At 33.8% G+C, this 23,597-nt stretch carries 43 protein-coding genes; 3 read left to right on the forward strand and 40 right to left on the reverse strand.

Annotated features, from left to right (window positions below; all coding sequences use genetic code 11):
• Window positions 1–144 precede the first annotated feature (144 nt).
• The 20 genes from ACJDU8_RS17150 to ACJDU8_RS17245 all read right to left on the reverse strand — a co-directional run bounded on the left by ACJDU8_RS17150 (window position 145) and on the right by ACJDU8_RS17245 (window position 12,673).
• Window positions 145–600, reverse strand: a complete 456-nt coding sequence (locus ACJDU8_RS17150; protein WP_406793378.1) for a hypothetical protein — start codon at window positions 598–600, stop codon at window positions 145–147.
• A 44-nt stretch (window positions 601–644) separates the two neighbouring features.
• Window positions 645–1,544, reverse strand: coding sequence for an Ig-like domain-containing domain (locus tag ACJDU8_RS17155; RefSeq protein ID WP_406793379.1), 900 nt, complete (start codon window positions 1,542–1,544; stop codon window positions 645–647).
• A gap of 6 nt (window positions 1,545–1,550) precedes the next feature.
• Window positions 1,551–1,982 carry a hypothetical protein gene (locus ACJDU8_RS17160; protein ID WP_406793380.1) on the reverse strand — a complete coding sequence of 144 codons (432 nt, stop codon included), beginning with the start codon at window positions 1,980–1,982 and terminating at the stop codon, window positions 1,551–1,553.
• A 7-nt stretch (window positions 1,983–1,989) separates the two neighbouring features.
• The gene (locus ACJDU8_RS17165; protein WP_406793381.1) at window positions 1,990–2,427 is read right to left on the reverse strand and encodes a hypothetical protein; all 438 of its coding nucleotides are present in this window, start codon (window positions 2,425–2,427) and stop codon (window positions 1,990–1,992) included.
• Window positions 2,428–2,431: 4 nt separating this feature from the next.
• Window positions 2,432–2,806: a hypothetical protein gene (locus ACJDU8_RS17170; RefSeq protein WP_406793382.1), complete on the reverse strand. Its 375-nt coding sequence runs from the start codon at window positions 2,804–2,806 to the stop codon at window positions 2,432–2,434.
• Entirely contained in the window at window positions 2,803–3,090 is a 288-nt protein-coding gene (locus tag ACJDU8_RS17175; protein WP_406793383.1) for a hypothetical protein, read from the reverse strand. Before ACJDU8_RS17175 ends, ACJDU8_RS17170 begins: the two co-directional genes overlap by 4 nt.
• 3 nt (window positions 3,091–3,093) lie before the next feature.
• A complete protein-coding gene (locus tag ACJDU8_RS17180) occupies window positions 3,094–3,312 on the reverse strand; it encodes a DUF7210 family protein (RefSeq protein ID WP_406793384.1) in 219 nt (72 codons plus the stop codon).
• A gap of 50 nt (window positions 3,313–3,362) precedes the next feature.
• Window positions 3,363–4,421 carry a major capsid protein gene (locus ACJDU8_RS17185; protein ID WP_406793385.1) on the reverse strand — a complete coding sequence of 353 codons (1,059 nt, stop codon included), beginning with the start codon at window positions 4,419–4,421 and terminating at the stop codon, window positions 3,363–3,365.
• Window positions 4,422–4,438: 17 nt separating this feature from the next.
• Window positions 4,439–4,831, reverse strand: a complete 393-nt coding sequence (locus ACJDU8_RS17190) for a hypothetical protein (RefSeq protein WP_406793386.1) — start codon at window positions 4,829–4,831, stop codon at window positions 4,439–4,441.
• A gap of 19 nt (window positions 4,832–4,850) precedes the next feature.
• Window positions 4,851–5,456 carry a phage scaffolding protein gene (locus ACJDU8_RS17195; protein ID WP_406793387.1) on the reverse strand — a complete coding sequence of 202 codons (606 nt, stop codon included), beginning with the start codon at window positions 5,454–5,456 and terminating at the stop codon, window positions 4,851–4,853.
• Window positions 5,440–5,622, reverse strand: a complete 183-nt coding sequence (locus ACJDU8_RS17200; protein ID WP_406793388.1) for a hypothetical protein — start codon at window positions 5,620–5,622, stop codon at window positions 5,440–5,442. The genes ACJDU8_RS17195 and ACJDU8_RS17200 overlap by 17 nt, the downstream gene beginning before the upstream one ends.
• 39 nt (window positions 5,623–5,661) lie before the next feature.
• Window positions 5,662–5,889 carry a hypothetical protein gene (locus ACJDU8_RS17205; protein WP_406793389.1) on the reverse strand — a complete coding sequence of 76 codons (228 nt, stop codon included), beginning with the start codon at window positions 5,887–5,889 and terminating at the stop codon, window positions 5,662–5,664.
• Window positions 5,890–5,901: 12 nt separating this feature from the next.
• Complete coding sequence (locus ACJDU8_RS17210) at window positions 5,902–6,216, reverse strand: hypothetical protein (protein ID WP_406793390.1); 315 nt, start codon at window positions 6,214–6,216, stop codon at window positions 5,902–5,904.
• Complete coding sequence (locus tag ACJDU8_RS17215; protein WP_406793391.1) at window positions 6,213–6,497, reverse strand: hypothetical protein; 285 nt, start codon at window positions 6,495–6,497, stop codon at window positions 6,213–6,215. The genes ACJDU8_RS17210 and ACJDU8_RS17215 overlap by 4 nt, the downstream gene beginning before the upstream one ends.
• 10 nt (window positions 6,498–6,507) lie before the next feature.
• Window positions 6,508–7,440, reverse strand: a complete 933-nt coding sequence (locus ACJDU8_RS17220; RefSeq protein ID WP_406793392.1) for a hypothetical protein — start codon at window positions 7,438–7,440, stop codon at window positions 6,508–6,510.
• 168 nt (window positions 7,441–7,608) lie between these two features.
• Window positions 7,609–8,259 (reverse strand): hypothetical protein, encoded by a 651-nt coding sequence (locus tag ACJDU8_RS17225; RefSeq protein ID WP_406793393.1) that lies wholly within the window; start codon window positions 8,257–8,259, stop codon window positions 7,609–7,611.
• A gap of 53 nt (window positions 8,260–8,312) precedes the next feature.
• The gene (locus tag ACJDU8_RS17230) at window positions 8,313–9,812 is read right to left on the reverse strand and encodes a phage portal protein (RefSeq protein ID WP_406793394.1); all 1,500 of its coding nucleotides are present in this window, start codon (window positions 9,810–9,812) and stop codon (window positions 8,313–8,315) included.
• Entirely contained in the window at window positions 9,812–11,161 is a 1,350-nt protein-coding gene (locus ACJDU8_RS17235; protein ID WP_406793395.1) for a PBSX family phage terminase large subunit, read from the reverse strand. Before ACJDU8_RS17235 ends, ACJDU8_RS17230 begins: the two co-directional genes overlap by 1 nt.
• Entirely contained in the window at window positions 11,154–11,930 is a 777-nt protein-coding gene (gene terS, locus ACJDU8_RS17240; protein WP_406793396.1) for a phage terminase small subunit, read from the reverse strand. Before terS ends, ACJDU8_RS17235 begins: the two co-directional genes overlap by 8 nt.
• Before the next feature lie 56 nt (window positions 11,931–11,986).
• Entirely contained in the window at window positions 11,987–12,673 is a 687-nt protein-coding gene (locus ACJDU8_RS17245; RefSeq protein ID WP_406793397.1) for a hypothetical protein, read from the reverse strand.
• 114 nt (window positions 12,674–12,787) lie between these two features.
• Here ACJDU8_RS17245 and ACJDU8_RS17250 point away from each other — a divergent pair, with 114 nt between their 5' ends.
• Entirely contained in the window at window positions 12,788–12,928 is a 141-nt protein-coding gene (locus ACJDU8_RS17250) for a zinc ribbon-containing protein (RefSeq protein ID WP_406793398.1), read from the forward strand.
• Here the strand turns inward: ACJDU8_RS17250 and ACJDU8_RS17255 are convergent.
• Window positions 12,912–13,238: a hypothetical protein gene (locus ACJDU8_RS17255; protein ID WP_406793399.1), complete on the reverse strand. Its 327-nt coding sequence runs from the start codon at window positions 13,236–13,238 to the stop codon at window positions 12,912–12,914. The genes ACJDU8_RS17250 and ACJDU8_RS17255 overlap by 17 nt on opposite strands.
• 56 nt (window positions 13,239–13,294) lie before the next feature.
• Window positions 13,295–13,456 carry a hypothetical protein gene (locus ACJDU8_RS17260; RefSeq protein WP_406793400.1) on the reverse strand — a complete coding sequence of 54 codons (162 nt, stop codon included), beginning with the start codon at window positions 13,454–13,456 and terminating at the stop codon, window positions 13,295–13,297.
• A 114-nt stretch (window positions 13,457–13,570) separates the two neighbouring features.
• Between ACJDU8_RS17260 and ACJDU8_RS17265 the strand changes: the two genes are divergently transcribed.
• Window positions 13,571–13,753, forward strand: a complete 183-nt coding sequence (locus ACJDU8_RS17265) for a type II toxin-antitoxin system HicA family toxin (RefSeq protein WP_406793401.1) — start codon at window positions 13,571–13,573, stop codon at window positions 13,751–13,753.
• A 42-nt stretch (window positions 13,754–13,795) separates the two neighbouring features.
• On the forward strand, window positions 13,796–14,197 hold the full coding sequence (locus ACJDU8_RS17270) for a type II toxin-antitoxin system HicB family antitoxin (protein ID WP_406793402.1): 402 nt from the start codon (window positions 13,796–13,798) through the stop codon (window positions 14,195–14,197).
• Between the two features lie 122 nt (window positions 14,198–14,319).
• On the opposite strand, the gene ACJDU8_RS17275 is transcribed toward ACJDU8_RS17270, so the two are convergent.
• From ACJDU8_RS17275 to ACJDU8_RS17360, 18 genes are all read right to left on the reverse strand, one after another.
• Complete coding sequence (locus ACJDU8_RS17275; RefSeq protein ID WP_406793444.1) at window positions 14,320–14,697, reverse strand: helix-turn-helix transcriptional regulator; 378 nt, start codon at window positions 14,695–14,697, stop codon at window positions 14,320–14,322.
• Window positions 14,698–14,913: 216 nt separating this feature from the next.
• Window positions 14,914–15,378 (reverse strand): transcriptional regulator, encoded by a 465-nt coding sequence (locus ACJDU8_RS17280; protein WP_406793403.1) that lies wholly within the window; start codon window positions 15,376–15,378, stop codon window positions 14,914–14,916.
• Between the two features lie 81 nt (window positions 15,379–15,459).
• Complete coding sequence (locus ACJDU8_RS17285) at window positions 15,460–16,074, reverse strand: hypothetical protein (protein ID WP_406793404.1); 615 nt, start codon at window positions 16,072–16,074, stop codon at window positions 15,460–15,462.
• 1 nt (window position 16,075) lies between these two features.
• Window positions 16,076–16,513, reverse strand: coding sequence for an ASCH domain-containing protein (locus tag ACJDU8_RS17290; protein WP_406793405.1), 438 nt, complete (start codon window positions 16,511–16,513; stop codon window positions 16,076–16,078).
• Between the two features lie 196 nt (window positions 16,514–16,709).
• Window positions 16,710–17,588, reverse strand: coding sequence for a radical SAM protein (locus tag ACJDU8_RS17295; RefSeq protein ID WP_406793406.1), 879 nt, complete (start codon window positions 17,586–17,588; stop codon window positions 16,710–16,712).
• A gap of 43 nt (window positions 17,589–17,631) precedes the next feature.
• Window positions 17,632–17,802, reverse strand: coding sequence for a hypothetical protein (locus tag ACJDU8_RS17300; RefSeq protein ID WP_406793407.1), 171 nt, complete (start codon window positions 17,800–17,802; stop codon window positions 17,632–17,634).
• Between the two features lie 39 nt (window positions 17,803–17,841).
• The gene (locus tag ACJDU8_RS17305; RefSeq protein ID WP_406793408.1) at window positions 17,842–18,060 is read right to left on the reverse strand and encodes a hypothetical protein; all 219 of its coding nucleotides are present in this window, start codon (window positions 18,058–18,060) and stop codon (window positions 17,842–17,844) included.
• A 94-nt stretch (window positions 18,061–18,154) separates the two neighbouring features.
• Window positions 18,155–18,406 carry a GNAT family N-acetyltransferase gene (locus ACJDU8_RS17310; RefSeq protein ID WP_406793445.1) on the reverse strand — a complete coding sequence of 84 codons (252 nt, stop codon included), beginning with the start codon at window positions 18,404–18,406 and terminating at the stop codon, window positions 18,155–18,157.
• Between the two features lie 45 nt (window positions 18,407–18,451).
• Window positions 18,452–18,793 carry a MazG-like family protein gene (locus ACJDU8_RS17315; protein ID WP_406793409.1) on the reverse strand — a complete coding sequence of 114 codons (342 nt, stop codon included), beginning with the start codon at window positions 18,791–18,793 and terminating at the stop codon, window positions 18,452–18,454.
• 5 nt (window positions 18,794–18,798) lie between these two features.
• Entirely contained in the window at window positions 18,799–19,071 is a 273-nt protein-coding gene (locus ACJDU8_RS17320; protein WP_406793410.1) for a hypothetical protein, read from the reverse strand.
• Entirely contained in the window at window positions 19,064–19,225 is a 162-nt protein-coding gene (locus ACJDU8_RS17325; protein WP_406793411.1) for a hypothetical protein, read from the reverse strand. Before ACJDU8_RS17325 ends, ACJDU8_RS17320 begins: the two co-directional genes overlap by 8 nt.
• A gap of 16 nt (window positions 19,226–19,241) precedes the next feature.
• The gene (locus ACJDU8_RS17330; protein ID WP_406793412.1) at window positions 19,242–19,868 is read right to left on the reverse strand and encodes a putative metallopeptidase; all 627 of its coding nucleotides are present in this window, start codon (window positions 19,866–19,868) and stop codon (window positions 19,242–19,244) included.
• The gene (locus tag ACJDU8_RS17335; RefSeq protein ID WP_406793413.1) at window positions 19,861–20,277 is read right to left on the reverse strand and encodes a DUF1064 domain-containing protein; all 417 of its coding nucleotides are present in this window, start codon (window positions 20,275–20,277) and stop codon (window positions 19,861–19,863) included. The genes ACJDU8_RS17330 and ACJDU8_RS17335 overlap by 8 nt, the downstream gene beginning before the upstream one ends.
• Window positions 20,274–20,945 carry a hypothetical protein gene (locus tag ACJDU8_RS17340; protein ID WP_406793414.1) on the reverse strand — a complete coding sequence of 224 codons (672 nt, stop codon included), beginning with the start codon at window positions 20,943–20,945 and terminating at the stop codon, window positions 20,274–20,276. Before ACJDU8_RS17340 ends, ACJDU8_RS17335 begins: the two co-directional genes overlap by 4 nt.
• A gap of 156 nt (window positions 20,946–21,101) precedes the next feature.
• A complete protein-coding gene (locus ACJDU8_RS17345) occupies window positions 21,102–21,506 on the reverse strand; it encodes a hypothetical protein (RefSeq protein WP_406793415.1) in 405 nt (134 codons plus the stop codon).
• A gap of 5 nt (window positions 21,507–21,511) precedes the next feature.
• Window positions 21,512–21,763: an AbrB/MazE/SpoVT family DNA-binding domain-containing protein gene (locus ACJDU8_RS17350; RefSeq protein ID WP_406793416.1), complete on the reverse strand. Its 252-nt coding sequence runs from the start codon at window positions 21,761–21,763 to the stop codon at window positions 21,512–21,514.
• 47 nt (window positions 21,764–21,810) lie between these two features.
• Window positions 21,811–22,638 carry a DNA adenine methylase gene (locus ACJDU8_RS17355; RefSeq protein ID WP_406793417.1) on the reverse strand — a complete coding sequence of 276 codons (828 nt, stop codon included), beginning with the start codon at window positions 22,636–22,638 and terminating at the stop codon, window positions 21,811–21,813.
• Entirely contained in the window at window positions 22,638–23,585 is a 948-nt protein-coding gene (locus tag ACJDU8_RS17360; RefSeq protein ID WP_406793418.1) for a Lin1244/Lin1753 domain-containing protein, read from the reverse strand. Before ACJDU8_RS17360 ends, ACJDU8_RS17355 begins: the two co-directional genes overlap by 1 nt.
• Between the last annotated feature and the right edge of the window lie 12 nt (window positions 23,586–23,597).

Raw genomic sequence — 23,597 nt, forward strand, 5'->3', positions numbered from 1 at the left:
TCTATTGTTGATTTATTGTCATTTATAGATTTCTTCTCCCTTATAACTTGCTTTTCATCTTCCCACTTAGGAGTTTTAGGGTTTTCTTTAGAAAGCTCACATAGAATATAATCACAGGCTTCATCAAAGCAAAAAGCATCGTACTCATTTTCTATGTTTAAAATTTGGCTTGGTCTTAGCTTGTACGTCTTTGCCATTGCTATTATTGACACTATTCTCTGAGAACTTACGAAAGGATTTTAGACCTTCCACCCCACGTTGGCTGTATGCCCATATCTCGAATTTTTGCTCGTCTGTAAGTTCTAAATCTATTCCTTTCAATTGATCTACACTAGGTTCTACTAATGTATTTCTACAAATTATTTCTATAACTTTTCCATATTCTTTTAGGTCAATTTGATCTATTTTATCTTGGTAAAATAATTTCCTTGCAACGCCTAAAAGCTGGTTAGGTATTTCTCCTTTTTCACATAATCCCAGAACAGACAATCTTCTTACCCTCACATTAATAGGCGTACTGCCTGTAAATGGGGACAATTCAATTACCTCTGTAGTTTGATTTTTTAATTCATCTAAACTAATAACCTTAAATTCATCCATCTTAAACCATCCTCCCATTTCTACATAAATTGCCTTATCCATAATTAAACTGTACTAAACTCAACAGTTGTGGCAGTTGTATATCCAGTTCCATCTGCTTTTCTTATAGCTGCTGCAGTGGCTTCGTATGTTACTCCTGCAGCTATAGAAGTAGGCACAAAAGTAATAATTTTCTTTGTTGTATTCATAGTTACATTACCAGATACAGCTGTTCCATCCAACTTCTTAGTCACTTTAAAGTTAGTTGTTGTAACATCTGCGTCATTAACAGCTTCCGGGAAGGTCCATGTTACTCTACAATCAGAGCCAATAGTTACGCCCGGTGTATTCGTTGTAGAATCTGGCTGTGTTGGTGTCGGTGGATTTTCTACAGTTGCACCAGAGCCTCCTCCACTAGTTGTTCCATCAGGTAAGGTATCTACATATTCAATATATACAGGTTTTTCACCTTTTTTAGGTCTGCTGGTAGACTCAAATTCAGGTACATAAAACTTTCCATCTTCAAATTTGAATTCTACAGGAGTTCCCTTATTATGCTTAAAACTAAATTTAACATATTTACTGGTTGAACTATCATAATCTTTTTGTTCAGTATATAGATTCAAAGTATATGGAACTTTGTTTACTGCTTTGCCTACCTCTGCTCCTTCATATCCTGTTGAAGTTACAGTACCACCATCTACCAGTGCCATAACTTCCGGAGAAAATGTATTATCCGTAAGTTTGATATTATAACCTATACATATGTCTTCCGTTCTATTTATGGCAATTATTCTGTTTTTAACCCTAAGTACGTCTTCTTTGCCTTTACTTAAATCTGGCTTAGCCTCACATTTTTCAGCTGTATCAAATGTAAAGGATTCGCCTGTATTTTCATTTATAATTTCCCCTAGTGCAATATTAGCAATAGGCATACTTTCTGTAGAAGTTGTCACATCTGACATTCTATTTTACCTCCTCAATCTCTGGAATGTTTGGTATTCCAAGGTTTGTGTATATCCACTTACTGTATCATCCAAAATTACTGAAGTTATATTTCCCGTTGGTCTTATATATTCTTTTAACTCTCCTAAAAAATCCTGAACCTGAGTTGTAAAAGGCTCTAAATTCGAATAATTTGTTGATGGGCAATAAGGCATAACATCTAAAGATTGAGAACCTATTTTATTACTGCCTTGAAAACCTAAAGTTCCAGTGTTTTTTATAACAACATAAAGTGAAGTGCACTTTCCTGTGTACTGTCCCGGAGAATATACATCTACACCTTTACTTTTAAGCAATAAAAAAACACGTTCCCATACGGTACGTGGCTTATATGTCCCATTTATATAATTTTGAAGTATATCACCGGGAATTGCATATTTAAAACTAGTTTCTGACATAAAACACCTACTTTCCAAGCAAATTGGACATACCTCTTATAAATTCAGGGGTGAGCTTTCTGACGGTTGGCCTAAGTATTGCATACTTACCTTCATTTCCTAGTTCTAATTGTTCAAAAGAAGGTGCTACTTCCATGCCTACTTCATCATCTCCACTTTTACCCTTAACATGTGCTAATTCAAGATATGGCGAATAATCCATATTACCAGCTACATAGGCAGCACATTTATTTTCATCTTGCCACTTAAAATCACCTTTAATGGTTTGCCTGGCGTTGCCTGTTCTATCATTCCATGGGGCATTATTTTTAGCATAGCTTTCCATCTTTTTACCAGTACTATGACAGTATACCCCCACTGCTGCTTTCATTTTTCCATTTACTCCACCACCTCCACTAGCAAGTTTCTTCAAAAAATCAGTGGCGTCAAATTTAAAGCCAGACATAACATCACTCCTTCCTTTTCAAATAAGTATCCCACACAACATCCTCCACATTGCCTTTATTGATTATCTCATACTTAACATCATCTAGTTGAAAATAATCATGTTCTTTTATCTTCTTAACTTCATCATCAACTATAAGTAAAAGCCTATCCTGATAATTTTTATCTAAGTTTGCAGCTTCCGTACTATAATTGACTATATTAACAGAAGTGCTTCCCACATGATAGTATCCATTCGTAGTACAAACATACTGATCATTTCCTTTTTCCCCAAATACATTTCCTTCTGATCTTAGGACTTTTACCTCTTTCATAAAAGGGGTTACTTTTTTTACAAGCTGGTTTCTTATTTTCTGCTTTCTATTTTCATCCCATTTCATTGCCCATCATCCCTTCTCATGGAAGTTTTGTATCCACTGCTTTTTGTTACAACTTTAAAAGTCTCTGCCAAAGTAAGCCAGTACTCCCTATTAGAACTTAACTTTATGCCAGGTATTTCTAACTTATCATCCGCGGCAGCCTTCTTCAAACAGCCTTCATAGCTTGCGGCCTGTACATTGCCATCATTTTTATCCAGCAATAGCTGTAGATCTTCATCATCAAAATAAGGATATTCTTTCTCCTGCAGATTAAATTTTAATATTTCTAAAGGTGTACGTTCCATATATTATGCACCTACCTGTACTCCTTGTGTACTGCCTGGAATTGCTGAATTTTCAGCTTCTTTTGGAATTTCTATATCCGCATATTTGCTTAACTCTGTTACATCTGACTCTTTTACCTCAAACTCCTCCCCTTCTTTCAAATGCTCCCCGCCATATTTAATAAATTGCCTTGCCTTCGCCTTAAACATTCTTTCTGTTGTATTTGTATCTTTCTTAGCCATTTCTTAACCATCCTTTCTTAATAAAAATTAAAGAGCAAGTCCTACTTGAACTATGCAGCTTCATATACAGTTGCAAAGAATACCTCATCAGCTCTATCAAAGCTAACTATAGGCATTACAGATACCTTTGTATCTACTGTTACAGGATCTTCTTTAACCATTGTAGTAACTGCAATTCCTGTACCAACCATATAAGTATCAAGTTTACTTGAACCACTTTGCTTGTCAAATTCCTCTGGTGTTGTGCCATAGACAGTATTTCCAAGGGTTGAACCACTCATAAGAGTAATTTTACCATCTGTGTAATATGGAATTGCCTCTGCCCCTTCTTCTGGATTATAAGTAGTATCTTCCAAGAAAATTACTGTCAATCCTAATACTTCTTTAGCAAACTGTATATAATTTGCCTGAGATAGAATCAATGCTGCATTTAAGTTACTATTTCTAATGTGATTTGTTATTACTGTATTAATTAAAAATGTACTATCAAATGTTTTTTCAGTTAATAATAGTATTGTTGGCTTAGCATAGTTATCATCTGTAATAGCTTTTTGAAATCTTCTAATATCTCCAACTATGTCAGCTGCAGGATTTGTCCACTTATCATCAACAGTTAACACTTCTCTGTGATTTGCTGGAACTCCATAATCAACCACAATATCACCATCTTTAGACGTAAAGTTCAATAATCCATTTTGAATTACACTTGCTCTCATTTTCTTAGCTGTAATATTTGCTCCATCTACCAAATTAGTATAATTCTCAAATACCTGTCCAAGTAGTGCATTAACAAGATTTTCATTATTAGCACCAATTGCATTTTGCAAATCTCTTCTGGTGGTTTCATCAATTCCCATACCTTCTTTAAAAAAAGGTATTTCAGTAGATTTTACTGTCAAATCCGCACTTAACGCCCTCATCTTTGTAGCAGCGTCAAAAGTACTCATTCTTAATGCAACTGCTTTTTTCTTAGCACCTTTGGCCATCTCCAATTTTGTTCCAGTAACTTTTTTATCTGGAAACAAAGTCTTATCAACTGTAGATTCTGCAGGCAGCTCTTTAATATAAAGAGCAATGTTTTTTGAATTGATATAATCACTTAAATTCATAGCCTAAATTCCTCCTTTTATTCTCCAAAAATAATTAGTTTTAGTGCAGCTTTTTCTACTGCTTTAATAGCATTATCTGCATTAAATTTAACTGCTGATTCATATAAAGCACCATGTACAAATATCGGTACTACCTCCGTAGCATCATCTGTGTTAGCTGTAGGTGACATTGAACCTTTAAAACTGACATCCTGATATACAACTCCCCACGCATCCGTAGCTGCTGTAGTTGAGGTAACTGTTTTTCCATCTTTAGTTATCAAAGTACCTACCGGTAATACTTCATTTACATCAAGTAATGCTGTTACATCACCTTTTCTAATTTTAAGGGGTAAAGAAATAAAATGATCCCCTGCAATTAACCTTAATTTATTTTGTTTTGCACCTATGGTATAACTTGACTGTCTCAATTTTTACTCCTCCTCTTTTTTATTTTGCAAAATCCATTAAACCTTTGCCTTTTAATGCTTCTGCTTTTCTTTTGCCTAACTCTGTTGCAAAATTAGTTACATCACCTGGTTTTGGATCTCCACCTCCAGTGTCAAAAGAACTGGTACCATTGATTTGTTTTTCAAATAAATATTCATGGGATTTTTGAAGTGGCTCTATTTGTTCCTTAAGACCTATGATGTTATCCCCATCAACCTTGAGCTTATCCTTATCAATAAGTGCCATAACTAGCTTCTTATCTTTAACGCTATAGGTACCTAGGCTTTTTTCTAAAGCATTATTAAAAATTGTATCTGCCAGTTGCTTCTCAAGGGTTTCTTTTTGAGTTTTATTAGCGGCTTCCAACTCAGTAACCTTAGCTTCTAATCCATCAACATTCTTATATTGTTCTTTTAGGTCTGAAATTTGCTTATCCCTTTCTCCTACCTGTTTTTTATATTCTTTAGCCTGATTACTTGCCTGATCGAATTTAGATTTTTCAACATAATTCTTGCTATCTACTAAATCTATGTCTTTGTATTTTTTCTGGAGATCTTCTGGTATTTGAGAAAATGAATCTCCTAATATTTCACTTAATTTTGGCATTGTTTTCCCCCCTGTTTTTCTGTACCAAATCATTTACTTTATTTTTAATGTCACACTTTACTTCATCAGGAACTCTTTTATCCTGCATAACTCCTTTTAATATATCTATGAAACCTTTAAATGTATCAGCTTTTGCAATATCAACTTTTACAGTCAAATCAGCCATACTTTCACCTCATTTCTAGCAAAATAAAAAGCCTTATTTCTAAGACTTAAAACCTACCTGCTTATTTTCACAACATGCCATAATTGAAACAGCCTCAATCCTATCCATATCTAAAGATATGGTACCATCTTCATCATCAAATGAAATAATTTTCTCTAATTCATATTCACGATTTTTGAATTTATCCAACAGCCATTCGGCAGTATCTTCTTTGGCGGTTCCGCAGATATTTTCACCACTTTTAAGCCATATTAAATAGTCTTTCATATCAAAACACCTCTAATCTTTATCTTCCAAAGACCTTTTTAATGCACCGCCTACAACATCTTGAACAACATCTTTTGCTTTTCTCTTCAAAGATTCTTCAATGGATTTAAAATCTATGGTGCACATTTTATCTTTTCCTTCAAGTGTATAATCTTTTGTTCTTTCCTGACTTGTTTTCTTCGTCTTAGTCACTTCACAATGAACTCGCGGTGAAAAATTAATATTAGGCGGCTTGTTAGAATTCATTTTATTATACAAATTCATTATCTCCTCTGGTGTTCCTTCATAAGTAAATTCGAACGTTCCTGTTCTTTCCGTATACTTCATATATTTAAACCCTCCTCATACTTTCCCCTAAGCTCCTGCATTATTTCTTTATTTTCCTTAACTATTTCATCATATCTTTTCTGCAATTCTTCTATCTCTTTTAAGTTTTTTATTATCCTCTTGTCTTTATAAAAAGAAGTATATTCTTTTTTACAGTAAGGACATGTAAAATAAGTTCTTTGAACATTATCGTCAATCCATTTAGTTTTGAGCTTTTTTATCTTAAAATTTTTATTACATTTATCGCAACATACTTCTGTACTTTTAAAATTATTTTTCATAATCTCACCCCTAAGAACTAAAATAATCTCCGTATTTCTCATACCAATCATCTAATACACTATCAGAATTACCTTTAACCCATTTATTTAACCTGGAGCCAATATCCTCTAAACTGTCATTTAAAATAGGCTCCTGATAACACAGGCCATTGGGATGATCCATAGGGCAATTTTTAAGTGAATATTCTTTACCATCTCTTTCCTTACATAAAGGACATGTCCTACCCGGTGCAAATACACTATGCCACCTTATTTTCGTTATAAATGGATTCCTCTCACAGCTCCTGAGCATAGCCAATGTATAAGCATGACTTATTGAAGTCCTTGCAAGCCTTTGGGCGTTGTAGTCTATTGCTTTAGCAGTTCCAGGGTAAACCTTTTTCCACTGCCAATCTTTTTTGGCCTCTGGATTAACATACTCCTGAAGGTCCTGAGCTAATTCATAGGCACTTTTCTTTTCAGCTATACCTTTCTGAATTATATAATCAATGTCGCCATTTACTTTGTTGCCACTAAACCATATTCTCTTTGAAAGTCCCCTTCCATCTTTATAAAAGCTCCCTGAAACAAGTTCCTGCAATACATCATTTGGAACATTAGAGAACATATTTTTAAAAGTTGTACTTAGCTCTAATCCATACCTCATATTGATCTGGTCAAAGAAATCTAATTGTATTTCTGTAGCATTTTCAGCGCTGTTTTTTATGTTTTTAGATACTACGGCTTCAATAACCTCATTCATCTGTTTGATTTGTGCTTTCACAGCCTTCTTGTAATCTTTTGCCCATCTTTCTGTTAGACTGCCCTTTTTAGCTTTATTAGCTTTTACCTGTAGGCTTTTAGCAACGTCTTTATACAAATCTCTAATCTGTTTGTATTGTTCTAAGTTTAATTTAGATTGTTTTTTCCTAGCATCGTCAACTAATTTCTCATATTCATTCATGATATCACCCAATTTTAGACGTAAACAAGCACCTGCCAATCTCTTTAGCAAGTGCTTATCATATTTTAAGCTTTCTTTGTATTTTATCTTGAGACTTTACCTACAATATCAAAAAGACCTAACTAACTTCTTTAGCTTCCACCAGATATAATTATATTACCTATATCCTTATTGTGCTCTAAATGAAGTTCGTGTATTAGCACTTCCTGCAGCTACATCTATGTCTACTTGATATCCAGGTGTAGATGTTCCTATCTTAATAGGAATAATCGCTCTCCCATTGCTTCCAATTGTACCTGTGTATGTGCTATCTGTTGTCTTATAATGACACACAGCTGTAGCCTTTGCACCCGTCGAACCAACAACAGTTAAATTTATTGTAGAATTTTGGGTAGGACCATAATTATCTAAAAAAGCAGTTATTTGATTATTAATCGGTTGTTGGGTAGTTGTCTTTGCCGAGTTAATGCTATTTTGCAAAGCAGTAAGATCGTTTTGTAAAGCTACAAAATCACCTTGCAAATTTTGAGGCATAGATATACTGATATAATTAGCGCTAGTTGGATTTACAGGCGTTACGTTGCCAGTTACCTGCGGTGGCTGCCAATTTGAAGCAGTAAGTCTTTGAATCTGATCTTTAAAATATGCCTGCTGTGCGCTGTAATCCAAGTATTCAGACATAAAAAATACAAAAAAACATATAGCCGCAGCTAAACCATATACAATACCAGCCTGCCACTTTTTCCTTAATAGCATCGGCTTAGCCAAAACAGATATTAATAACATACTTAAAAATACAATTCCAGCACCATAAAGCATCCACTGAATTATAGCAATCCCCTCCCTATAAATCTAACTACCAATTATGCATATTATACTACATTTTGATGATTATTGTCATTATTAGGAACAAATTGCTCATTTTCTGCAGCTGTAATATCTGCTTTTTCTTCAAGTATCTCGTTCCATTCATCCTCCGCATTTTCCGTATCAGTAAAATCCTTGATGTAAGATTGATGCGATCTTACTCCACTTTCTACCTCAGATATAGCCAGTGTTTTCTTTTCTTCATCATCTGAAGGCAATGGATAATTATGTTCAAATAAAGTGCTGTAATTTAATTGGTTCCAAGACTTATTATACTTTCCTAGATAGCATACTGGGGCAACTTGTTTTATAAATTCAAACAAACCTGCGAAAGCTGGTGACCAATCATTCCATTTATCTTCACACCTAGCAATTAAGTCATTATATAAATAGCCCATGGCCTTTGCAGATGGAATATTATTTAAGTCTGATAACTTAGGCATATCCATAGTAAAGTTCATATCTGCCTCAGCTCTATCTAGATAAGCCTCAATGGCTGCACTGTTTCCCATATTATACTCCAGTCTTTGCATTATAGCTTGTTTTCCAGTACTTAATAATTCATCCCTAGTTTTTATAGCATGTAGTGCATTGGGAGCTATGGTAAGCTTGTTTACATCATCTTCATTACCATCAATAATAGATTCGGCTCCAAACATCATAAATCTAATGGCATCTCTTACATCACTGACTGTTTTATTATATTGAGTTTGATTATCCATTAATTCTTCAACATCAGATTCTCCAAAGTTATCATTTAATTCTCCACCATTCTTTATTAACCAGCATGGAATAGTAGAAAAGCCTGTATCAATATCTATCGTCAAATCTTTCTGCAAGTTTGCATTTTTATAGGTTTCTTTCCTATACCACGCCTGTTTCTCTCCACCTTCTGTGAATTTATAATAATAGGTATGAAGATAATAAAGTTTTTCTGTATCAGAATCCTTATAAACATTCTCTTCATCCTCTTCAAAGAAAGTAGTATATAGGAGCTTATTATTTTTCTCTTTATAATAAAAATTCTCCAATGATTCATATTTAACAATCAATGGAGAATTAGGGTTAGCTTCTACTCTAAGCAAAACTCTCTTTTTAATCGTAACTTCAAGAAATGCTTTCTTAGTTGTTGACCAAAAATTAGTATCGTCTAGTATATCTTCAATAAATTTTCTAAGTTCTTCACATTGCTCCTTATCTGCTTTATTATCTGCCTTAAACTTAATAGTAGGCTCTCTCCCAAACATCCACCTTGCCTGTTTTCTAAGAAGAGGCTTGACCTTATTTCTTATATCTTGGGTAGGATTATAATCACAATTATCATCTGTTGGCCAATTCTGTCCATATAGTATTGGATTGTTTTTAGCTCTCTCTAAATCTACCGATTTTCCCTTATAAAAAATGTAATCTCGCCTTACTTTTCTTCTTTCGGCTATTTCATTGTCAGGTAAATTTAATAGTGTATCCCTTATCGTTTTGGCCTGTCTTTCTTCACTGCTTTCCACTAGAATACTGAACCTCCTTTCCTGTTGTAAGGATCTGCGGATGTATTATTTTTAATAACACCTTTTCCTTTTTCATAGACTTTATTACTATATTTTTTATCCTCATTAAAGGCCAATATATCTCTTTCAATGGCATACCTTGTTCCATCAATAGTGTGGTTATTTTTATCAGGATATTCACCTTTAAAATTCCCTTCTTTATCTTTCTCTAATTCATATCCTAAAAATTCTCTGGCTGCATTAGGACACCTTTCCGGATCTATTATTATTTCTTCTATTTCTTCACTTAAATACTTAATTCCATGTTCAACACTATCAGGACCTTTTACAGCACCTATTATATTTAATCCTAATTTTCTAAATTCATTTATGGTTCTAGGTTCTTCACTGTCGGCTGTTATTCTTATATTCAGAGGATTCTTTTCTTTTATTTCTCTAACTGCTTTACTATTACCTAATTGAACTTTATATATCTCATCAAAAATATATAGCCTTTTCTTGCCTTTATTATAATGAGTCTGAACATAAGCTAAAGGATCTGCTGCATAGCCAAAATCCAAACCATTTCTAACCCTATCAAATATCTCTATTTCTTCATCTAATATTTTTCTTATAGTAAGGTTTCTAAATACTTCCCCACCTGTTCCTGTTACAGCTCCTAAATAGTCATGCTCATATTTAGTAGGATTGACTTTCTTTAAGTGTTCAGCTTCTATTATGAATTGTTCTCCCAGCCATGACTTAGGCACAGTTAAATAAGTACTGTGATGGATAAACTTATCTTCTCTTTCTTTCAGGACCTCCATGTTAGTCCAGTTTCTCTGGCTTTCCGGTGGATTAAAAGAATAGAACACAAAAAACTTATCTCCACCCCTCATCAAAGACTGATTGATGTTGCGTATCTTGTCCATTCCCTCGAATTCGTCTGCTTCTTCATACCAGAGATATTTAATATATCCCTTTGATACTTTAGTGGATTTTAGTTTTTTAGGTTTATCAGCACCTTTAAAAAGAATTACCTGCCCTGTAGGTCTATATGTCATTTGTAACTTAGATTCTGGTATATCCCAATCCTCTTGAGCATTTAACACATATATAGCCCATTGTATTTGCTCGTACACAGAACCCCTTAAAGTATCCTTGACCCTTCTTATTGCAACTGCATTAGTGAACTTACCTTCTTGGGCATCTTTCATTATTCCTAAAACAATTTCTAATGATATAAAGGATGACTTGGTGCTACCTCTACCGCCTTTAAACCAGTAATGGGTATGCAATCCCTGTCTTATATCTTTATGAGCATTATAAAAGTTGCTTGCTATTACGGATTTTAATTTAACCTTAATCATTTATATCATCTACTATTTGAACTGTATTAGAGCTAGTTTCTTTATTACCTTTAATCTTCTCTACCTCAACCCTTAGTTTTTCAACCCTCAATTTCTGCTCTTCTGTCACTGTGGCCCAATTACTATGGACCATCTCATCATACTGCTTAATTAAACTACGAAGCTCCCCCATAGCTCTTGATTGAGCTTTAAGAAATGTAGCTTGCCTGTCCCAGGCAAATTGGAACTCATATTCAAATTCTTTTTCTGATTCATTAGTGGAAGTTTTCTCTGTACTCCTATCTTTTGTTTTAACCTTGGATTTTTTAAGTTCCTTAATCATTTCCTCTTTACTCTTAACATCCATAATTCTCTGGGACCTTGCTATAGCCGTATACTGGATTATTATATTTTCCCAGAGCATATCCAAAGGATCTTTAATCATAATATCCTGCACCACCTCCATTGTTTCTGGAGGAAAAATCTTAGAAAAAAAGCCATGGGATTCAGCGTTTTTGTTCCATTTTGGTACGCTGCTCACATGACCTTTTGAATTCTTATTTTCGGGCTGGCCGCCTTTTTTACGTTTAGTAACGTTACTATTCAATTCATCTTTATTTGGTAACGTTACTTTTAAAGTTTCCTCCCATTTATCTTGGTTTTTCCACTTTCTTATTTGACTATCAGATACATTAAGAGCTGTTGCAATATCCTTTAACTTGGCGGTTCCTTTAGATTTTAAATACATCTGTTTAGCTTTATCCCTGTTCGGACTTCTCTGTCTCGGCATGTCTACATTGTCACCACCTGCCTATTCGTTTTGTTTTGGGGATGAAATAAGTATTTTTATATATAATATTTTCTATGATATTTATCATATTCTTTTTTCTTTTTGTTAATATTTTTTTTAATTTTGCTAATTTTAGTTGCATACTCATCAGGAATAATATTAATAAAATATCTGGCTGCTATATTAATAACAATAAAAATTATAATCGGTATAAGTATACATATTACACTAAATGTAAAATCATTAAGCGTGAGGTTTCCAATCGTAATTGATCCTCTAATATCTTTTGAATAATAATATAAATCTGATACGAATGATTCTACTCCATAAAAAACAGAAAATAGAATAACAAAACTTAGTATTAAATATATAAAAATTACTATAAAATATACTATTGTCGAAATTTCATTTAAAGTATGTAAAATAGTATTTTTAGTATTAGGAAATTTATTTTTATAATCTATAACTAGAACTTTATGTAATAATTGTTTATTGTTATTAGTAATTAAATAAAAAATGTAACTCGGTATATAATAATTTTCTCTAGTGTACCTTTTATTTATAAATTTAATCGAGTTTATATTTTTATTTTTTTTATATTCATTAATATAAGGTACTAATAGTAATTCAAAATAACTCTTTTCTAATTCATCGCGCTTTTCTTCTTTTTTAATAAAGTACGTTATTAAAAATGTAATTATAGCAACAATAATAGCTATCATTTGTTTAAAATCTATATTCAATAATTCACCCTCCTTTTACCACTAAATATTCGCCACAATCCCCAAAATTCCTCCTAAATTTTAGAGGAATTTAACATTTTATGTTGAATATTGATATTAAAGGAGGGGATAGATATGGCTACTACGGGAGAAAAACCAGGGAAAGGCATATATCAATGTACTGCATGTGGTACTAGAGTTAGATTAGATGACACTACAGATACATTGCCACCATGTCCTAAATGTAGTAAGACTAACTTTATAAAAGTTGGTTAGCTTCTAAGAAACTCTTTATAGCTTGCTCCGAATAACCAAAGACTTTACCTAATACCCAATGATCAAAAATAGTCTTTGGCTTTTCGGGCAATGCCTGTATAATTTCTAGAATATATTTTTCCTTATATACCCACACGGTTTTCCAACCTTCTGATAAATCCTCTATATAAAATTTCAAATTAAATTCATTGCTTATAAGTTTTTTAGCTTCTTCTACATATCTATTTTGCAATGGCATCATAGCTGCAGGCTTACCACATTTTACGAATTCACAATAAGTAGTTATTTGTCCTTCTATAAATTCATTCATTTCTTTCACTCCTAAATAATATTTCTATTATTTTATGTAAGGCATTTTTGATTATTCTACCTCACCCTCCTAACAGCACCCTTGACCCTTCTGTAACACTCATGCCTCATAAGTTTTTCAATATCAGAAAAGGAGAGGTATTCGCCTCTCCTTGGTTTATCTTCATTTAATTTTTCATCTTGGTTAAGTTTTTCTTTCAGGATTTCTCTTATCTTCATACCTCTCACTTCCCTATTTAATTAAATTTTATCCCATTTTTTCAATTATTTATATCATAATGCTTGACACGTGTTCACACACTTGTTATAATATAATTGTAAGGGGGAAGGATGATGATACCAAAAGAATTAATTAAAATCTTAAAGGAAGATGGTTGGGTTCTTAAAAATCAAGTTGGTTCGCATAAACATTTCATCCATCCAACTAAAAAGGGTAAAATCCAAGTACCTTATCACAATAAAGACCTAAAACCAGGAACATTAAACAAAATACTTAAAGATGCAGGGCTGAAATAAACACCCTGCACCACTTTAAGATTATATAAAGGAGATGTATTAATGGATAAATATATGTACCCTGCATTATTTGAAGCTTACGATGACGGCGGATATACTGTTAGCTTTCCAGATTTATCTGGATGTATAACTGAAGGTGATTCCCTACCAGAAGCTCTTGCAATGGCAAAAGAAGCATTGGAATTATTTTTGTGGAATATTGAAGATGATAACGAAGAAATTCCAGCACCTACACCACCAGAAAAAATAAAAATTCAACCAAGGAGTTTTGTTGTACCTATAGAAGCTGATATGCTATTAATACGTGCTAAAATGGATAACAAAACAGTAAATACCACAGTAACTATGCCAAAATGGCTGAAATATCAAGCTGAAAAAAAGAAGATTAATTTTTCTCACGTTCTCCAAGCTGCTTTAAAGGATCAACTTAATATCAAAAATTAAAAGAGGTGGGCTCTCCCGTCTCTTTCTATTTCAAACTAAAAATAAGCACCATTCTATCTTCTCCTTTATCCTGACTTAGCCATGTATAAATTTTATTGCATAAATAAAAGAACACCGGTAACTTAAAACCAGCGCTCTAAAAGTGGATGTTCTATTTTATTAACTTCTTTTTCATTTGCCAACCTTCTAGGAGTATCCCACGTAACAACCGGAGCAACCTCTTTATTTATTACTATATCCCCATCAGGGTTTGTTTTATATATAGATCTATTCTTTTTTATAAATGCACTATCACCTATATATTTATTAGCTTCATAGTTAACTGCCTTTGCCACTTCTCGTCTACATGTTAAGGCAACCCTATGTTCACACTTTAAATTACTAAAATTTCTTTGAATACATTTTTCCACAGTTTCTTTCTTAACATTTAACTTTCTAGAAATCTCAGGGGCTGTTAACCCATCTAAATATAAAATCTTAACTTCTTCTTTATTTAACACAGCTCTCAAATTATCAGCTCCTAAAAAAGAATATAGTTCACCCAAACCATAAAAGTGGACATGTTTTATTTTCACCAAATTAAATTCTTTAAATTTCATTTATATTATATACTATTTCTTCATATACTTTTTCCCAACTTTGTCCTATTTTTGTCTCAAATTTGTCTCATTCTTGTCTCACAATTTTTTTACTTTTAAAAAGACAATAGCATTTTTCTAGCTATTGTCATACACCTTTTCCCACTTCACTATATCTTCCAGTATATCCTCACGCCACCTGTATGCAGTACTTCTCACACCACCATACATTTCATTTGCTATCCATCCGACACCCTTATTTAGCTTATACTTGTAAGTAATAAATTGCATAATTTCTTCTGACATTGGAGGGACTGTAAGCACTTTCTTCAACGGAGCTGTATTTCTTTTTAACTGCCTTATCCTGGCCATATTCTTACGGAATTTTTTACTTACGCATTTCAGTTCATCCTTAAGCTCCTTAATTTCCTTTGCATCTTCCTTTTCTATCACACTTTCACTTGATTTTATATCCCATTCAATACTTTCCTCCTGGTCTTGGAGGTCTTTGCATTCCAGTTCCAAAGCTTGTATTTCTTTTAAATCTCTAAAATAGCCATACAGCTTACCTTCTGTCCTTTTAAATGTCTCTTTGTCCAACATACAGTTCCCTCCCATGCACTTATTTAAGCTAAGTTATTATTTGTCTCATATTCCGTACTTTACTGTGGAATCGTCAATTTCTCACTTAGCCATCTGTTTCAAATCATCCTTAAAAGCCCTTGAATTACAAATCATATTGACATATTCTTTTATTTTAAGTTTTGGAACTTTGCTGCCTTCCCTTTTCTTCTCTATATCTACATCAATTTGTTTTATATCCAGATTGATGGCATTTATCTGTTCTCGTAATAGTTGTATTTTATCGAGATATCTTTCCCTTGCCAGAGTCTTAGCATTTACATAATCGACTATGGACCTTTTACTTTCTTCTAAATCTTCCTTCAGTAAATTTATTTCCACCAGAAGGTCCTTAACAATATTTCTATTGGTTTTTCCAGGGAACCCAAAGTCTACTTTAATAAGTGTAACAATTACTGATTCATCTTTACTCAAAACAAGGAGTATATCATCCTTCACGTAAAATCTCCTGACTAACTTATCCTCACCAATCCGGTCCTCTATTAAGAAATCAGAATACGTAAATATTTTATTTACATCTTGTATTATCCGTTCATTATTGGCTGCTATATATTCCTGAACAGCGAAGTCACCAGTTATCCCCTTCACTCTCTCCACATATCTCATTTTACAGTGCTTAGTTAAATCTATATGTTTACGTTCTGCTATTACTTCCATGCTATCCCTCCTTAAACTCCCACAAACTCAATTGGCCTTTTGCCGGTATTGGCTCCCTTAAAGGCTCTATGTTATCCAAAATCCATGCATATCTACCCGGAGTATAATCTCCAAAGCTATATTCATTGCCTTGAACTACATTGCCATCTTTAAGTTTAGCTTTTCTTAGGCCTGGATCTGTCCCTAAATCTATTTCTATGCAATCAACTAAATCTACTTTTGCAATTATTACTCCAGTAGGAAGATTGCTGATTGTATAGCCATGCTTTTTCAATGCTCCTTCTATAAAATATTCATTACATGTTTCTTTATCAATACTCTTACCTGCATGTATAAACAATTCTCCACGATAATTAGTTCTCCATGACCTTGTCTCAATTTTCTTTTCCCTAAGAGCAATAAGTGAAGCCCACGGCTGCCTAATAGTTAAAACTTTCATATCATCCCTCCTTAAATTTCCAACATAATAAATCTAATTTTACACATCCTATTTGTGTAGGAATTTCCCCATATTAAAATCTTATATTAATATTTTACTTCTTCGTATAAATTTAATAATGATCTTCTTTTATACCGGGGATGGATAATCCCCGGTGTTTAGTTTTGTTATAAAAATTTTGTATTACGTCACAGCTTCATGCTAATTTACTATTAAAGTTTTCAAATCTGGTGCATGTTCTAAAAACTATTTTGTTATTCACCCATCTTTGCAGTAGTCTTGTCTCTCTAGGAGCTGTCTCTTTTTCGTATATCATCACATAAGGATCTACGCCTATATCTCTTAAACTATAAACTCTATATAAATCCTCTTCGTGAGTGCTGTTAAAATTGGTTAAAACATATGCTTTTATTTTTCTTATAGGAAGTTGTAACTCTAACTGAAGTTCTTTAAATTTAGGTAGCAGATTATCATTAATGTCATCCCATGCAAAATGAATAACATCAATTTTTAACTTTTTAATTAACTCAATATTCCTACTAGTTACAAGTCTAATATCTACACCCTGCGTAAAATCTACCCATGCTTTGCTTTCTGCTAGTTGACCTAATAAATCCAAATGTTCTTTTGATGCTAGTAAGTTGGGATCGAGTAACTTTATTTTTTGCTGGCCATTCCAAAACTCTCTTAAATCAGCTACCTTATAGCTGCGCTTGCCTTCTTTTTCACCAACTATGCAAAACTCGCACCCTCTAGGACACCCTCTTGTTAAGAATCCATAAGCAGTATCTTTTATGTTATATAATGAATAATCAGGGTAACTATGCTCTATATCTTGCGGTAATTTATCTTTTAATCCATAGCCAGTCCCACCCTTAATTATTTCATCAGCACTGATGCAGGTGTTAAAATCTTTAGAGAAGGTAAATACCTTACTAATATAGGCTTTGTCATAGTGCATCATTGGCAGTAACCATTCAACTATATCGCCCATGGCTTTGTGCCATGCTGATATTTTCATTAATGCTAGGTTGGGAAAATTGTGACTATCAACATCCATTAAACCTACTTTCAAATTCTCACCTCCTGGTGCTTCGTATAAATTTCATTTATATAAATTATTTTAGTAATTCTTTCATTTTTTCAATTAGTTCTTGGCAACCTTTATCGCTGTTTGGCAATAATTCCATATGTTCTTCCATGTCTTTTATTTCTTCTTGAATTTCTTCATCTGACATACCATTTCGTTTTTCTCTTTGTGATTTTTCAAGTTCTATTATTTTAGGCAAGATTTTAATCACCTTCTTTCGCATATAAAAAAATTTGTATTACGAAGGAAATTCATTTTTCCATTCTGTTTGCTCAAGTCTTGCTGCCCCACAATCTTGAATAAAATTAGCTATTATACCATTTCTATTTTCAATAGTTACAGAATTTTCGGCTACTTCCTTAACTCGTACTAATTCTCCATTCTTAGCATACCCTGGAGCACCTGCTCCGACTATCCTTAAAATATCTCCCTTTTGTGTTTCTGAATACTTAATCATAAATTTTCCTCCTTTTAATTGTCAAATTTAAAGGTTTTTCACCTCTCCGTTGCTTTAATACTCTCTTTGTTGTGTGAAGTTAATTGCTATTTAGTTAAAGTATTTTAAGCCCCATTTTTTCATAAAAAGCAATAAGGTTTTTGGCATCAATACTATCCTCTCTAGGACGTGCTTCAATCTGTATTTCTTCGTTATAGCCAACTTCCCTGATTTCTCTTATAGCCAGATGAATTAGTTTTTTTGCGTGGCCTTTTTTTCGGTAGGCTGGTTCAACATACAGATTAAAAATTATAGCAGTATCATTGGATTCAATAGAGTAGTAACAATATCCGTATTTGTTATGAATAAAGTTTTCGTTCTCTTCCGTAAGCCCATCTCCTTCACAATAATTTCACCTTCCGTAATATCTCCTACTAACATTAAATCTAACTTCTGCAGATACCTCACAGCCCCTATCTACAAGCTTTTTATTATGTCCGTGTATTCCCTGCTCTATTACCATTCCTTCTCTAAAAAGCTTGGCCAAGATTCCTATACATACCTGAATAACATCCAATACTTCTTCCATAATGTCTTTTTTATTCCCTGAAGAAAGAGCTTTGCACAACTCTCCTGCTTCTTCTAAAACTTTCTCTTTCCATTCCTCCCAAGTCATTATCCTGTGGTCTATTTTATTACCTTTACGGTCTATCAATTTTCTAAGCACCATTAGCTTTAGTTTCAATGCGTTCACCTTCTTTACCCAAGTAATTCCTTTATAGGTATATCAAACGTGTTACAATATATTTCCAAGCATTTTCTTATATAAACTTGTTTTCCTTTTGCTGTTGCACTATCATTAGCATCCAACAATATATCAGATATACTATCCAACGCTTTTCTTTCGTCCCTATTTTCAAGTTCTTTTTCTAATTTTAAAATTTTCTTATCCTGTTTTTCTGCCATATTAGCCTTGTCTACTAATTCCTTAAATTCTTTATATGACATTGTTACCGTTGCAGTATCAAGCATATTGATCACCTTCTATCTCTTTAATCCTTCCCTGAAGCTCTAATCTTTTAGCATGGAGCTTGGCCAATCTTTTAAAGTCCCTGGTATTCTCTGCCTCCCTAATCTCATTATCTATTTGTCCTATTTTTTGTCTGTAAAATTCAGTCATTATCATACTTTCACTCCTCCAATCAATTAGCCTTATCAAACATGCTTACCTGCCTATCGGCCTTCTTAAGCATACTGAAATCACTATCATCAAACCCCTCAAGTATGTTAGGTATTGGACTCATGGTAGTTTCCCATCCATACCCCATGGTGCCTATTATTTCTTTCCATCCTTTTACATCAGGTGTCCTTAGCTTATCCCCATCTATTTGCTTTAGGCAGCTATAAATCAACGCAATTATCTGTTCTTTAGAGATTCTCTCCGTCCAGAATTCTCTGCTTTCAATGATGAATTCATAGCCTGTAAGAATTGTAAGCTGCTTTGGAGCTTTCTTAATCCACATTACTTCATCATCACGCTTTAATTCATCTCCCATATAGTCTGTATCCTCAATGAACAAAATTTTATTTATATTTATACTTACAAACTCCGGAACCTTCTCTTTGAACTTGTCTTTTACCTTTTGAGCTAAAGGAGCATAAAATTGATTTTTTATCCAATGTTTAAGATCATACTTTCCGTTGTGCAATTCTCTTATCTTTTGTATTACTCCATTGCCAGTAGACTGAACATACTGCAAATTAAATCCCGAACATTCTATCTCTTTTACATGTCCAGTAGAATCATCAATTATCTTTATTCTAGGCATCCTTCTTACTCTCCCTTCTCTTCTTCTGGAGCTCCTTGAAATCTATCCATCCACTTTCACTGTACTTTAGGCTTCTTGAAATCCACCTGAAGTCCATGGTTGGATGAAGATATTTAAGCATTTTAAATTTAAGTTCTCCTTGCGGTGTACTGTCACCTTTGACATCAACATAAGTTTCCGTACCATCAAGGTTGTATATTAAAAAGTCCAAAGTATATGTGGCCGGTCTTTCCTTTTTCCCTTTATATTCAAAATATGGTATCAGCGTAAACTTGGGCTGCAATTCAAAATTCTCTATTTCACCTTTGGCCTTTTTCTTTTTAAGGTATTCATAATACCTGGCTTCATCTTTGGAATCAAAGGTTATTCCGTCAACTGTTAATTTTTTAGCATTATATTTACTTCTCACATAACCACATCCTTAAGTTCCTTAAGCTCTGCAATAAAATCATCAATATCGTTAAAATTCACCGGTATGGTATTAATATAAGATTTTTGTTTTAAAAGAAATCCTCCTTCTTGAATTTCATAACTCATTACCTTCCCCTGAAGTAATGCTACTTTTAACAATTTCTTAGGTTGGGGTTTTTCATTTACAGCAGCAGGACCTTTTTCAAACTCTGTATTTTCACATAACTCATCTATTTCATCCTCTGTTATCTTCGTTAGCTCCAATTTTTCATTTTCTTCTTTAGCTTTTCTTTTATCAGCCAATTCCTTTAACCTGAATTTTGCAGTATGTTCTTCTAAGCTAAATTTATTTGCAATGCATTTAATCATTTCAGGAGTTCCGGCAAGATAACTAAAATTATTTTTCTTTAATTCTTCAAGTATCATCTCATCTGTTAAATTCGGTTTTTCATTTTTAGGTTTGCACCCACTTTGAGGATTATGGTTAATCCCTTTTATGTCACCACTTACATACTGCTTTTTCCAGTCATAATAATATGTGATTGCTGAAGATTTGGTTATTCCAAACTGTTTTATTGCCCTTGAAATCACTTCATCTTTGTCCTTATCATCATTCTTGCTGAAATATTCAAAGCATTTATCTTTATTACTAACTTCTTGACCCATTTTTATCCACCCACTTTACTAAAATACTATTACCCTAAAACTCTCATACAGCCTTTTTAAACCTATCCTGACTTTGAAATGATTAATTATACTACTTGTCCCCTTTTATTTGGGACTTGATATGTCTATGGCTTGAATTGACTGTTATTTATACAATTACACAACCTGTACCTCTCCCACGCAAAACTCAGCATACTTAAAGCTCTCCCTTCGGTGATTTCCCTTTCTTTTCCACCTAACCAACACCAAATAGTCCGTCTTGTCGGCCACAACCCCTTTTATGAACTTATATTTTCCACGACTACGTCCCACTTTTAGAGTTATCTCCTGACCTAGTCTAAAATTATTTTTCATCCTCCGAATACTTTCCGTACGGTAGAATGAATCCTTGGGAAGCGTGGGTAACTTATGCTGGATGGGTAAACCTAATTCGGTTCCTATCATACCTACAAGTGAAGGGCTGCACCCTAATTTCTTTGCCATATCCTTTCGAGGCATAATTTCCCAGTTATCTCTTACAAAGTCAAGGGTTTCTCTTGTCCTTTCGAATGCAACTGCCATTTTTATCACCTCAATCTACTTGTCTTAAGGTTATCCAAGCACTTGTGGCACACATTCTTATCTTTATACTTCACAACATCCTTTGTTCCTCCGCAAAATACACAAGCTGGCTTGTATTTTCCCAAGATAATTTCATCCCCGTTTACTCCCATTTCCAATGGCGTACCTCCCGGCATATCGAATCTTTTTCTTAGTTCCTTCGGCAGAACTACTCTACCCAGCTGGTCCACTTTTCTAACTATTCCTGTTGATTTCATTTGGTTTTCCTCCTTGTTTTTACATTTGCCTTTTATATTTAACATCCTCAAACAATTTTCATCTGCTCCTCTACCTGAGGTCTATAGTTCATGAGAATTAATTCGGTCCGGACCGGACACTTATCTCCATCACCTCTAACCTCAATCTGCGAAGCTGTATTATATTCAGCTCTGTACCATCCAAAATATAATTCATCAATCAATGGATCCGGATAGTAGCAGACCATGGCTTTCCCCTTTATTTTTTCAAGTCTCTTTCTTAGTCTCAAATGGTCCTCTGGTTGGAATCCACCTGCATAAATATTTTCATAGCCCACATAAGGAGGATCTAAGAAAAACAATGTGTCCTCTGTATCATAGAAGTTAATTACCTCTTCAAAGTCCCTGCAGAGGATATTCCACGTTTTAATCAGCTTAGCCATCTTAGGAATCAAGTCTACTGCTGATTGATAGGTCTGAGCTTTATCTTGAGTCTTTGAAAGTCCCAACCCATTTCTGTATTTATGCCCTCCTCCTGAAAATGTCAGTCTCATCTTGTAAAAGAACCTGACAGCTCTCTCCAAACTGTCCTCAGGTACCGGCTCCCATTTATATTTTTTATAAAGAGCTTCACTGTAAGGCAGCCCATCACACGCATGGAATAACTCTCCCGGCCTGTCCCTTAGAACAATCATGTAATTTATAAGCTCGTCATTTTTGTCATTGACAACTGTTATCTTAGCTGGAGACTTAACACTCTTGTAAAAAGTTACAGCCCCACTCCCAAAAGTACAATCCGCAAATATCTTATGTTTAGGCATAAGCTCCAGGTATCTCTCTTCCTTACCATGCTTGCCGCCAATCCACTTTATATTGCTTAAGTTTTTAAGTTTCACTATCCACCATCCTCCAATCCTAGAAGTTTACTCTCAAGGTCTTTTATCTGGTCCTTGCTGTAATTTCGACCTTTGAAGTTGTTAGAGGTACTTTTCTTCTTGTTGTAATTGGCCGCACTTCTCCCCTGAGCTTTATTTTCAGATTGCTGCTTGACTTTTAATTCAAAGTCTCTTTTATCGGCCATAACTGCTTCAACCGTAGTGATTTTATTATTCTTCCATCGGTCAAGCACTTTCTTTACATACCGCATATCCCGTATATTGGCTTCAACTGCTTCCTGCAGTGCCAAGATAATTACATCGGGCTCTATGCCATCTTCTATGTATCCCTCTAAAGTCTCAACTTCAAAAGTTGTTATCAGATGTCCAAAATTATTATTAAAAAAATCTATATAATTAGACTTATCCACATTATCCACAGGCTCGTCTTCTATAGTAGGAGTAGTAGTATTATCTACTTTACTTTCCTTTACTTTACTTTGGGGATTAATGTCTGCATTAACTACCTCTTTATTAGGATTAATGTCAACAATAATTAAGTTTTTGTGTACATTAATAGTTTCATTATCTAAAAGCAGGTATTCTTTGTATATTTTTACCTTTTGTCTTCTGCCTACTGCTTCTAAATATCTCTTCTGAATACCCCTTGAAGTAAGTACCTTATAGCTTTCAAAGGCATTTTTATCGAATAACTCCCACTTAACACAATCATTAATGATTACATTAATTAAGTTACTGTCTACATTAACCCTTTTTGAAAAGAGTAATTGCTGTTTTTCAGTCCACTCATAGAAGTAACCGTGCTTATAAATCTTCATTAATAATTTAATTACTACACCAAACCCCATTAACCCATGTTGCGCTTCTATAAGTGCAATTTTATCGTCTTGATCCATATCAACATCTAACGGAAAATATTCTAATCCTTCTTTTTGAGGTCTAGCCAATGTATACACCTT

Source organism: Candidatus Clostridium eludens (assembly GCF_045310515.1).
GTDB lineage: Bacteria > Bacillota > Clostridia > Clostridiales > Clostridiaceae > Clostridium_B > Clostridium_B eludens.

What these genes read in the sequence shown, in the direction of transcription:
- ACJDU8_RS17175 (WP_406793383.1), bottom strand. Translation starts at nt 3,090, where the DNA reads ATGGAACGTACACCTTTAGAAATATTAAAATTTAATCTGCAGGAGAAA.
- ACJDU8_RS17195 (WP_406793387.1), bottom strand. Translation starts at nt 5,456, where the DNA reads ATGCCAAAATTAAGTGAAATATTAGGAGATTCATTTTCTCAAATACCA.
- ACJDU8_RS17165 (WP_406793381.1), bottom strand. Translation starts at nt 2,427, where the DNA reads ATGTCTGGCTTTAAATTTGACGCCACTGATTTTTTGAAGAAACTTGCT.
- ACJDU8_RS17265 (WP_406793401.1), top strand. Translation starts at nt 13,571, where the DNA reads ATGATACCAAAAGAATTAATTAAAATCTTAAAGGAAGATGGTTGGGTT.
- ACJDU8_RS17260 (WP_406793400.1), bottom strand. Translation starts at nt 13,456, where the DNA reads ATGAAGATAAGAGAAATCCTGAAAGAAAAACTTAACCAAGATGAAAAA.
- ACJDU8_RS17205 (WP_406793389.1), bottom strand. Translation starts at nt 5,889, where the DNA reads ATGAAAGACTATTTAATATGGCTTAAAAGTGGTGAAAATATCTGCGGA.
- ACJDU8_RS17305 (WP_406793408.1), bottom strand. Translation starts at nt 18,060, where the DNA reads ATGATTAAGTATTCAGAAACACAAAAGGGAGATATTTTAAGGATAGTC.
- ACJDU8_RS17250 (WP_406793398.1), top strand. Translation starts at nt 12,788, where the DNA reads ATGGCTACTACGGGAGAAAAACCAGGGAAAGGCATATATCAATGTACT.
- ACJDU8_RS17185 (WP_406793385.1), bottom strand. Translation starts at nt 4,421, where the DNA reads ATGAATTTAAGTGATTATATCAATTCAAAAAACATTGCTCTTTATATT.
- ACJDU8_RS17255 (WP_406793399.1), bottom strand. Translation starts at nt 13,238, where the DNA reads ATGAATGAATTTATAGAAGGACAAATAACTACTTATTGTGAATTCGTA.
- ACJDU8_RS17325 (WP_406793411.1), bottom strand. Translation starts at nt 19,225, where the DNA reads ATGATAATGACTGAATTTTACAGACAAAAAATAGGACAAATAGATAAT.
- ACJDU8_RS17280 (WP_406793403.1), bottom strand. Translation starts at nt 15,378, where the DNA reads ATGTTGGACAAAGAGACATTTAAAAGGACAGAAGGTAAGCTGTATGGC.
- ACJDU8_RS17215 (WP_406793391.1), bottom strand. Translation starts at nt 6,497, where the DNA reads ATGAAAAATAATTTTAAAAGTACAGAAGTATGTTGCGATAAATGTAAT.
- ACJDU8_RS17270 (WP_406793402.1), top strand. Translation starts at nt 13,796, where the DNA reads ATGGATAAATATATGTACCCTGCATTATTTGAAGCTTACGATGACGGC.
- ACJDU8_RS17210 (WP_406793390.1), bottom strand. Translation starts at nt 6,216, where the DNA reads ATGAAGTATACGGAAAGAACAGGAACGTTCGAATTTACTTATGAAGGA.
- ACJDU8_RS17160 (WP_406793380.1), bottom strand. Translation starts at nt 1,982, where the DNA reads ATGTCAGAAACTAGTTTTAAATATGCAATTCCCGGTGATATACTTCAA.
- ACJDU8_RS17340 (WP_406793414.1), bottom strand. Translation starts at nt 20,945, where the DNA reads ATGGGTCAAGAAGTTAGTAATAAAGATAAATGCTTTGAATATTTCAGC.
- ACJDU8_RS17290 (WP_406793405.1), bottom strand. Translation starts at nt 16,513, where the DNA reads ATGAAAGTTTTAACTATTAGGCAGCCGTGGGCTTCACTTATTGCTCTT.
- ACJDU8_RS17345 (WP_406793415.1), bottom strand. Translation starts at nt 21,506, where the DNA reads ATGGCAGTTGCATTCGAAAGGACAAGAGAAACCCTTGACTTTGTAAGA.
- ACJDU8_RS17235 (WP_406793395.1), bottom strand. Translation starts at nt 11,161, where the DNA reads ATGATTAAGGTTAAATTAAAATCCGTAATAGCAAGCAACTTTTATAAT.
- terS (WP_406793396.1), bottom strand. Translation starts at nt 11,930, where the DNA reads ATGCCGAGACAGAGAAGTCCGAACAGGGATAAAGCTAAACAGATGTAT.
- ACJDU8_RS17220 (WP_406793392.1), bottom strand. Translation starts at nt 7,440, where the DNA reads ATGAATGAATATGAGAAATTAGTTGACGATGCTAGGAAAAAACAATCT.
- ACJDU8_RS17285 (WP_406793404.1), bottom strand. Translation starts at nt 16,074, where the DNA reads ATGGAAGTAATAGCAGAACGTAAACATATAGATTTAACTAAGCACTGT.
- ACJDU8_RS17320 (WP_406793410.1), bottom strand. Translation starts at nt 19,071, where the DNA reads ATGCTTGATACTGCAACGGTAACAATGTCATATAAAGAATTTAAGGAA.
- ACJDU8_RS17150 (WP_406793378.1), bottom strand. Translation starts at nt 600, where the DNA reads ATGGATGAATTTAAGGTTATTAGTTTAGATGAATTAAAAAATCAAACT.
- ACJDU8_RS17350 (WP_406793416.1), bottom strand. Translation starts at nt 21,763, where the DNA reads ATGAAATCAACAGGAATAGTTAGAAAAGTGGACCAGCTGGGTAGAGTA.
- ACJDU8_RS17225 (WP_406793393.1), bottom strand. Translation starts at nt 8,259, where the DNA reads ATGCTTTATGGTGCTGGAATTGTATTTTTAAGTATGTTATTAATATCT.
- ACJDU8_RS17180 (WP_406793384.1), bottom strand. Translation starts at nt 3,312, where the DNA reads ATGGCTAAGAAAGATACAAATACAACAGAAAGAATGTTTAAGGCGAAG.
- ACJDU8_RS17170 (WP_406793382.1), bottom strand. Translation starts at nt 2,806, where the DNA reads ATGAAATGGGATGAAAATAGAAAGCAGAAAATAAGAAACCAGCTTGTA.
- ACJDU8_RS17330 (WP_406793412.1), bottom strand. Translation starts at nt 19,868, where the DNA reads ATGCCTAGAATAAAGATAATTGATGATTCTACTGGACATGTAAAAGAG.
- ACJDU8_RS17200 (WP_406793388.1), bottom strand. Translation starts at nt 5,622, where the DNA reads ATGGCTGATTTGACTGTAAAAGTTGATATTGCAAAAGCTGATACATTT.
- ACJDU8_RS17155 (WP_406793379.1), bottom strand. Translation starts at nt 1,544, where the DNA reads ATGTCAGATGTGACAACTTCTACAGAAAGTATGCCTATTGCTAATATT.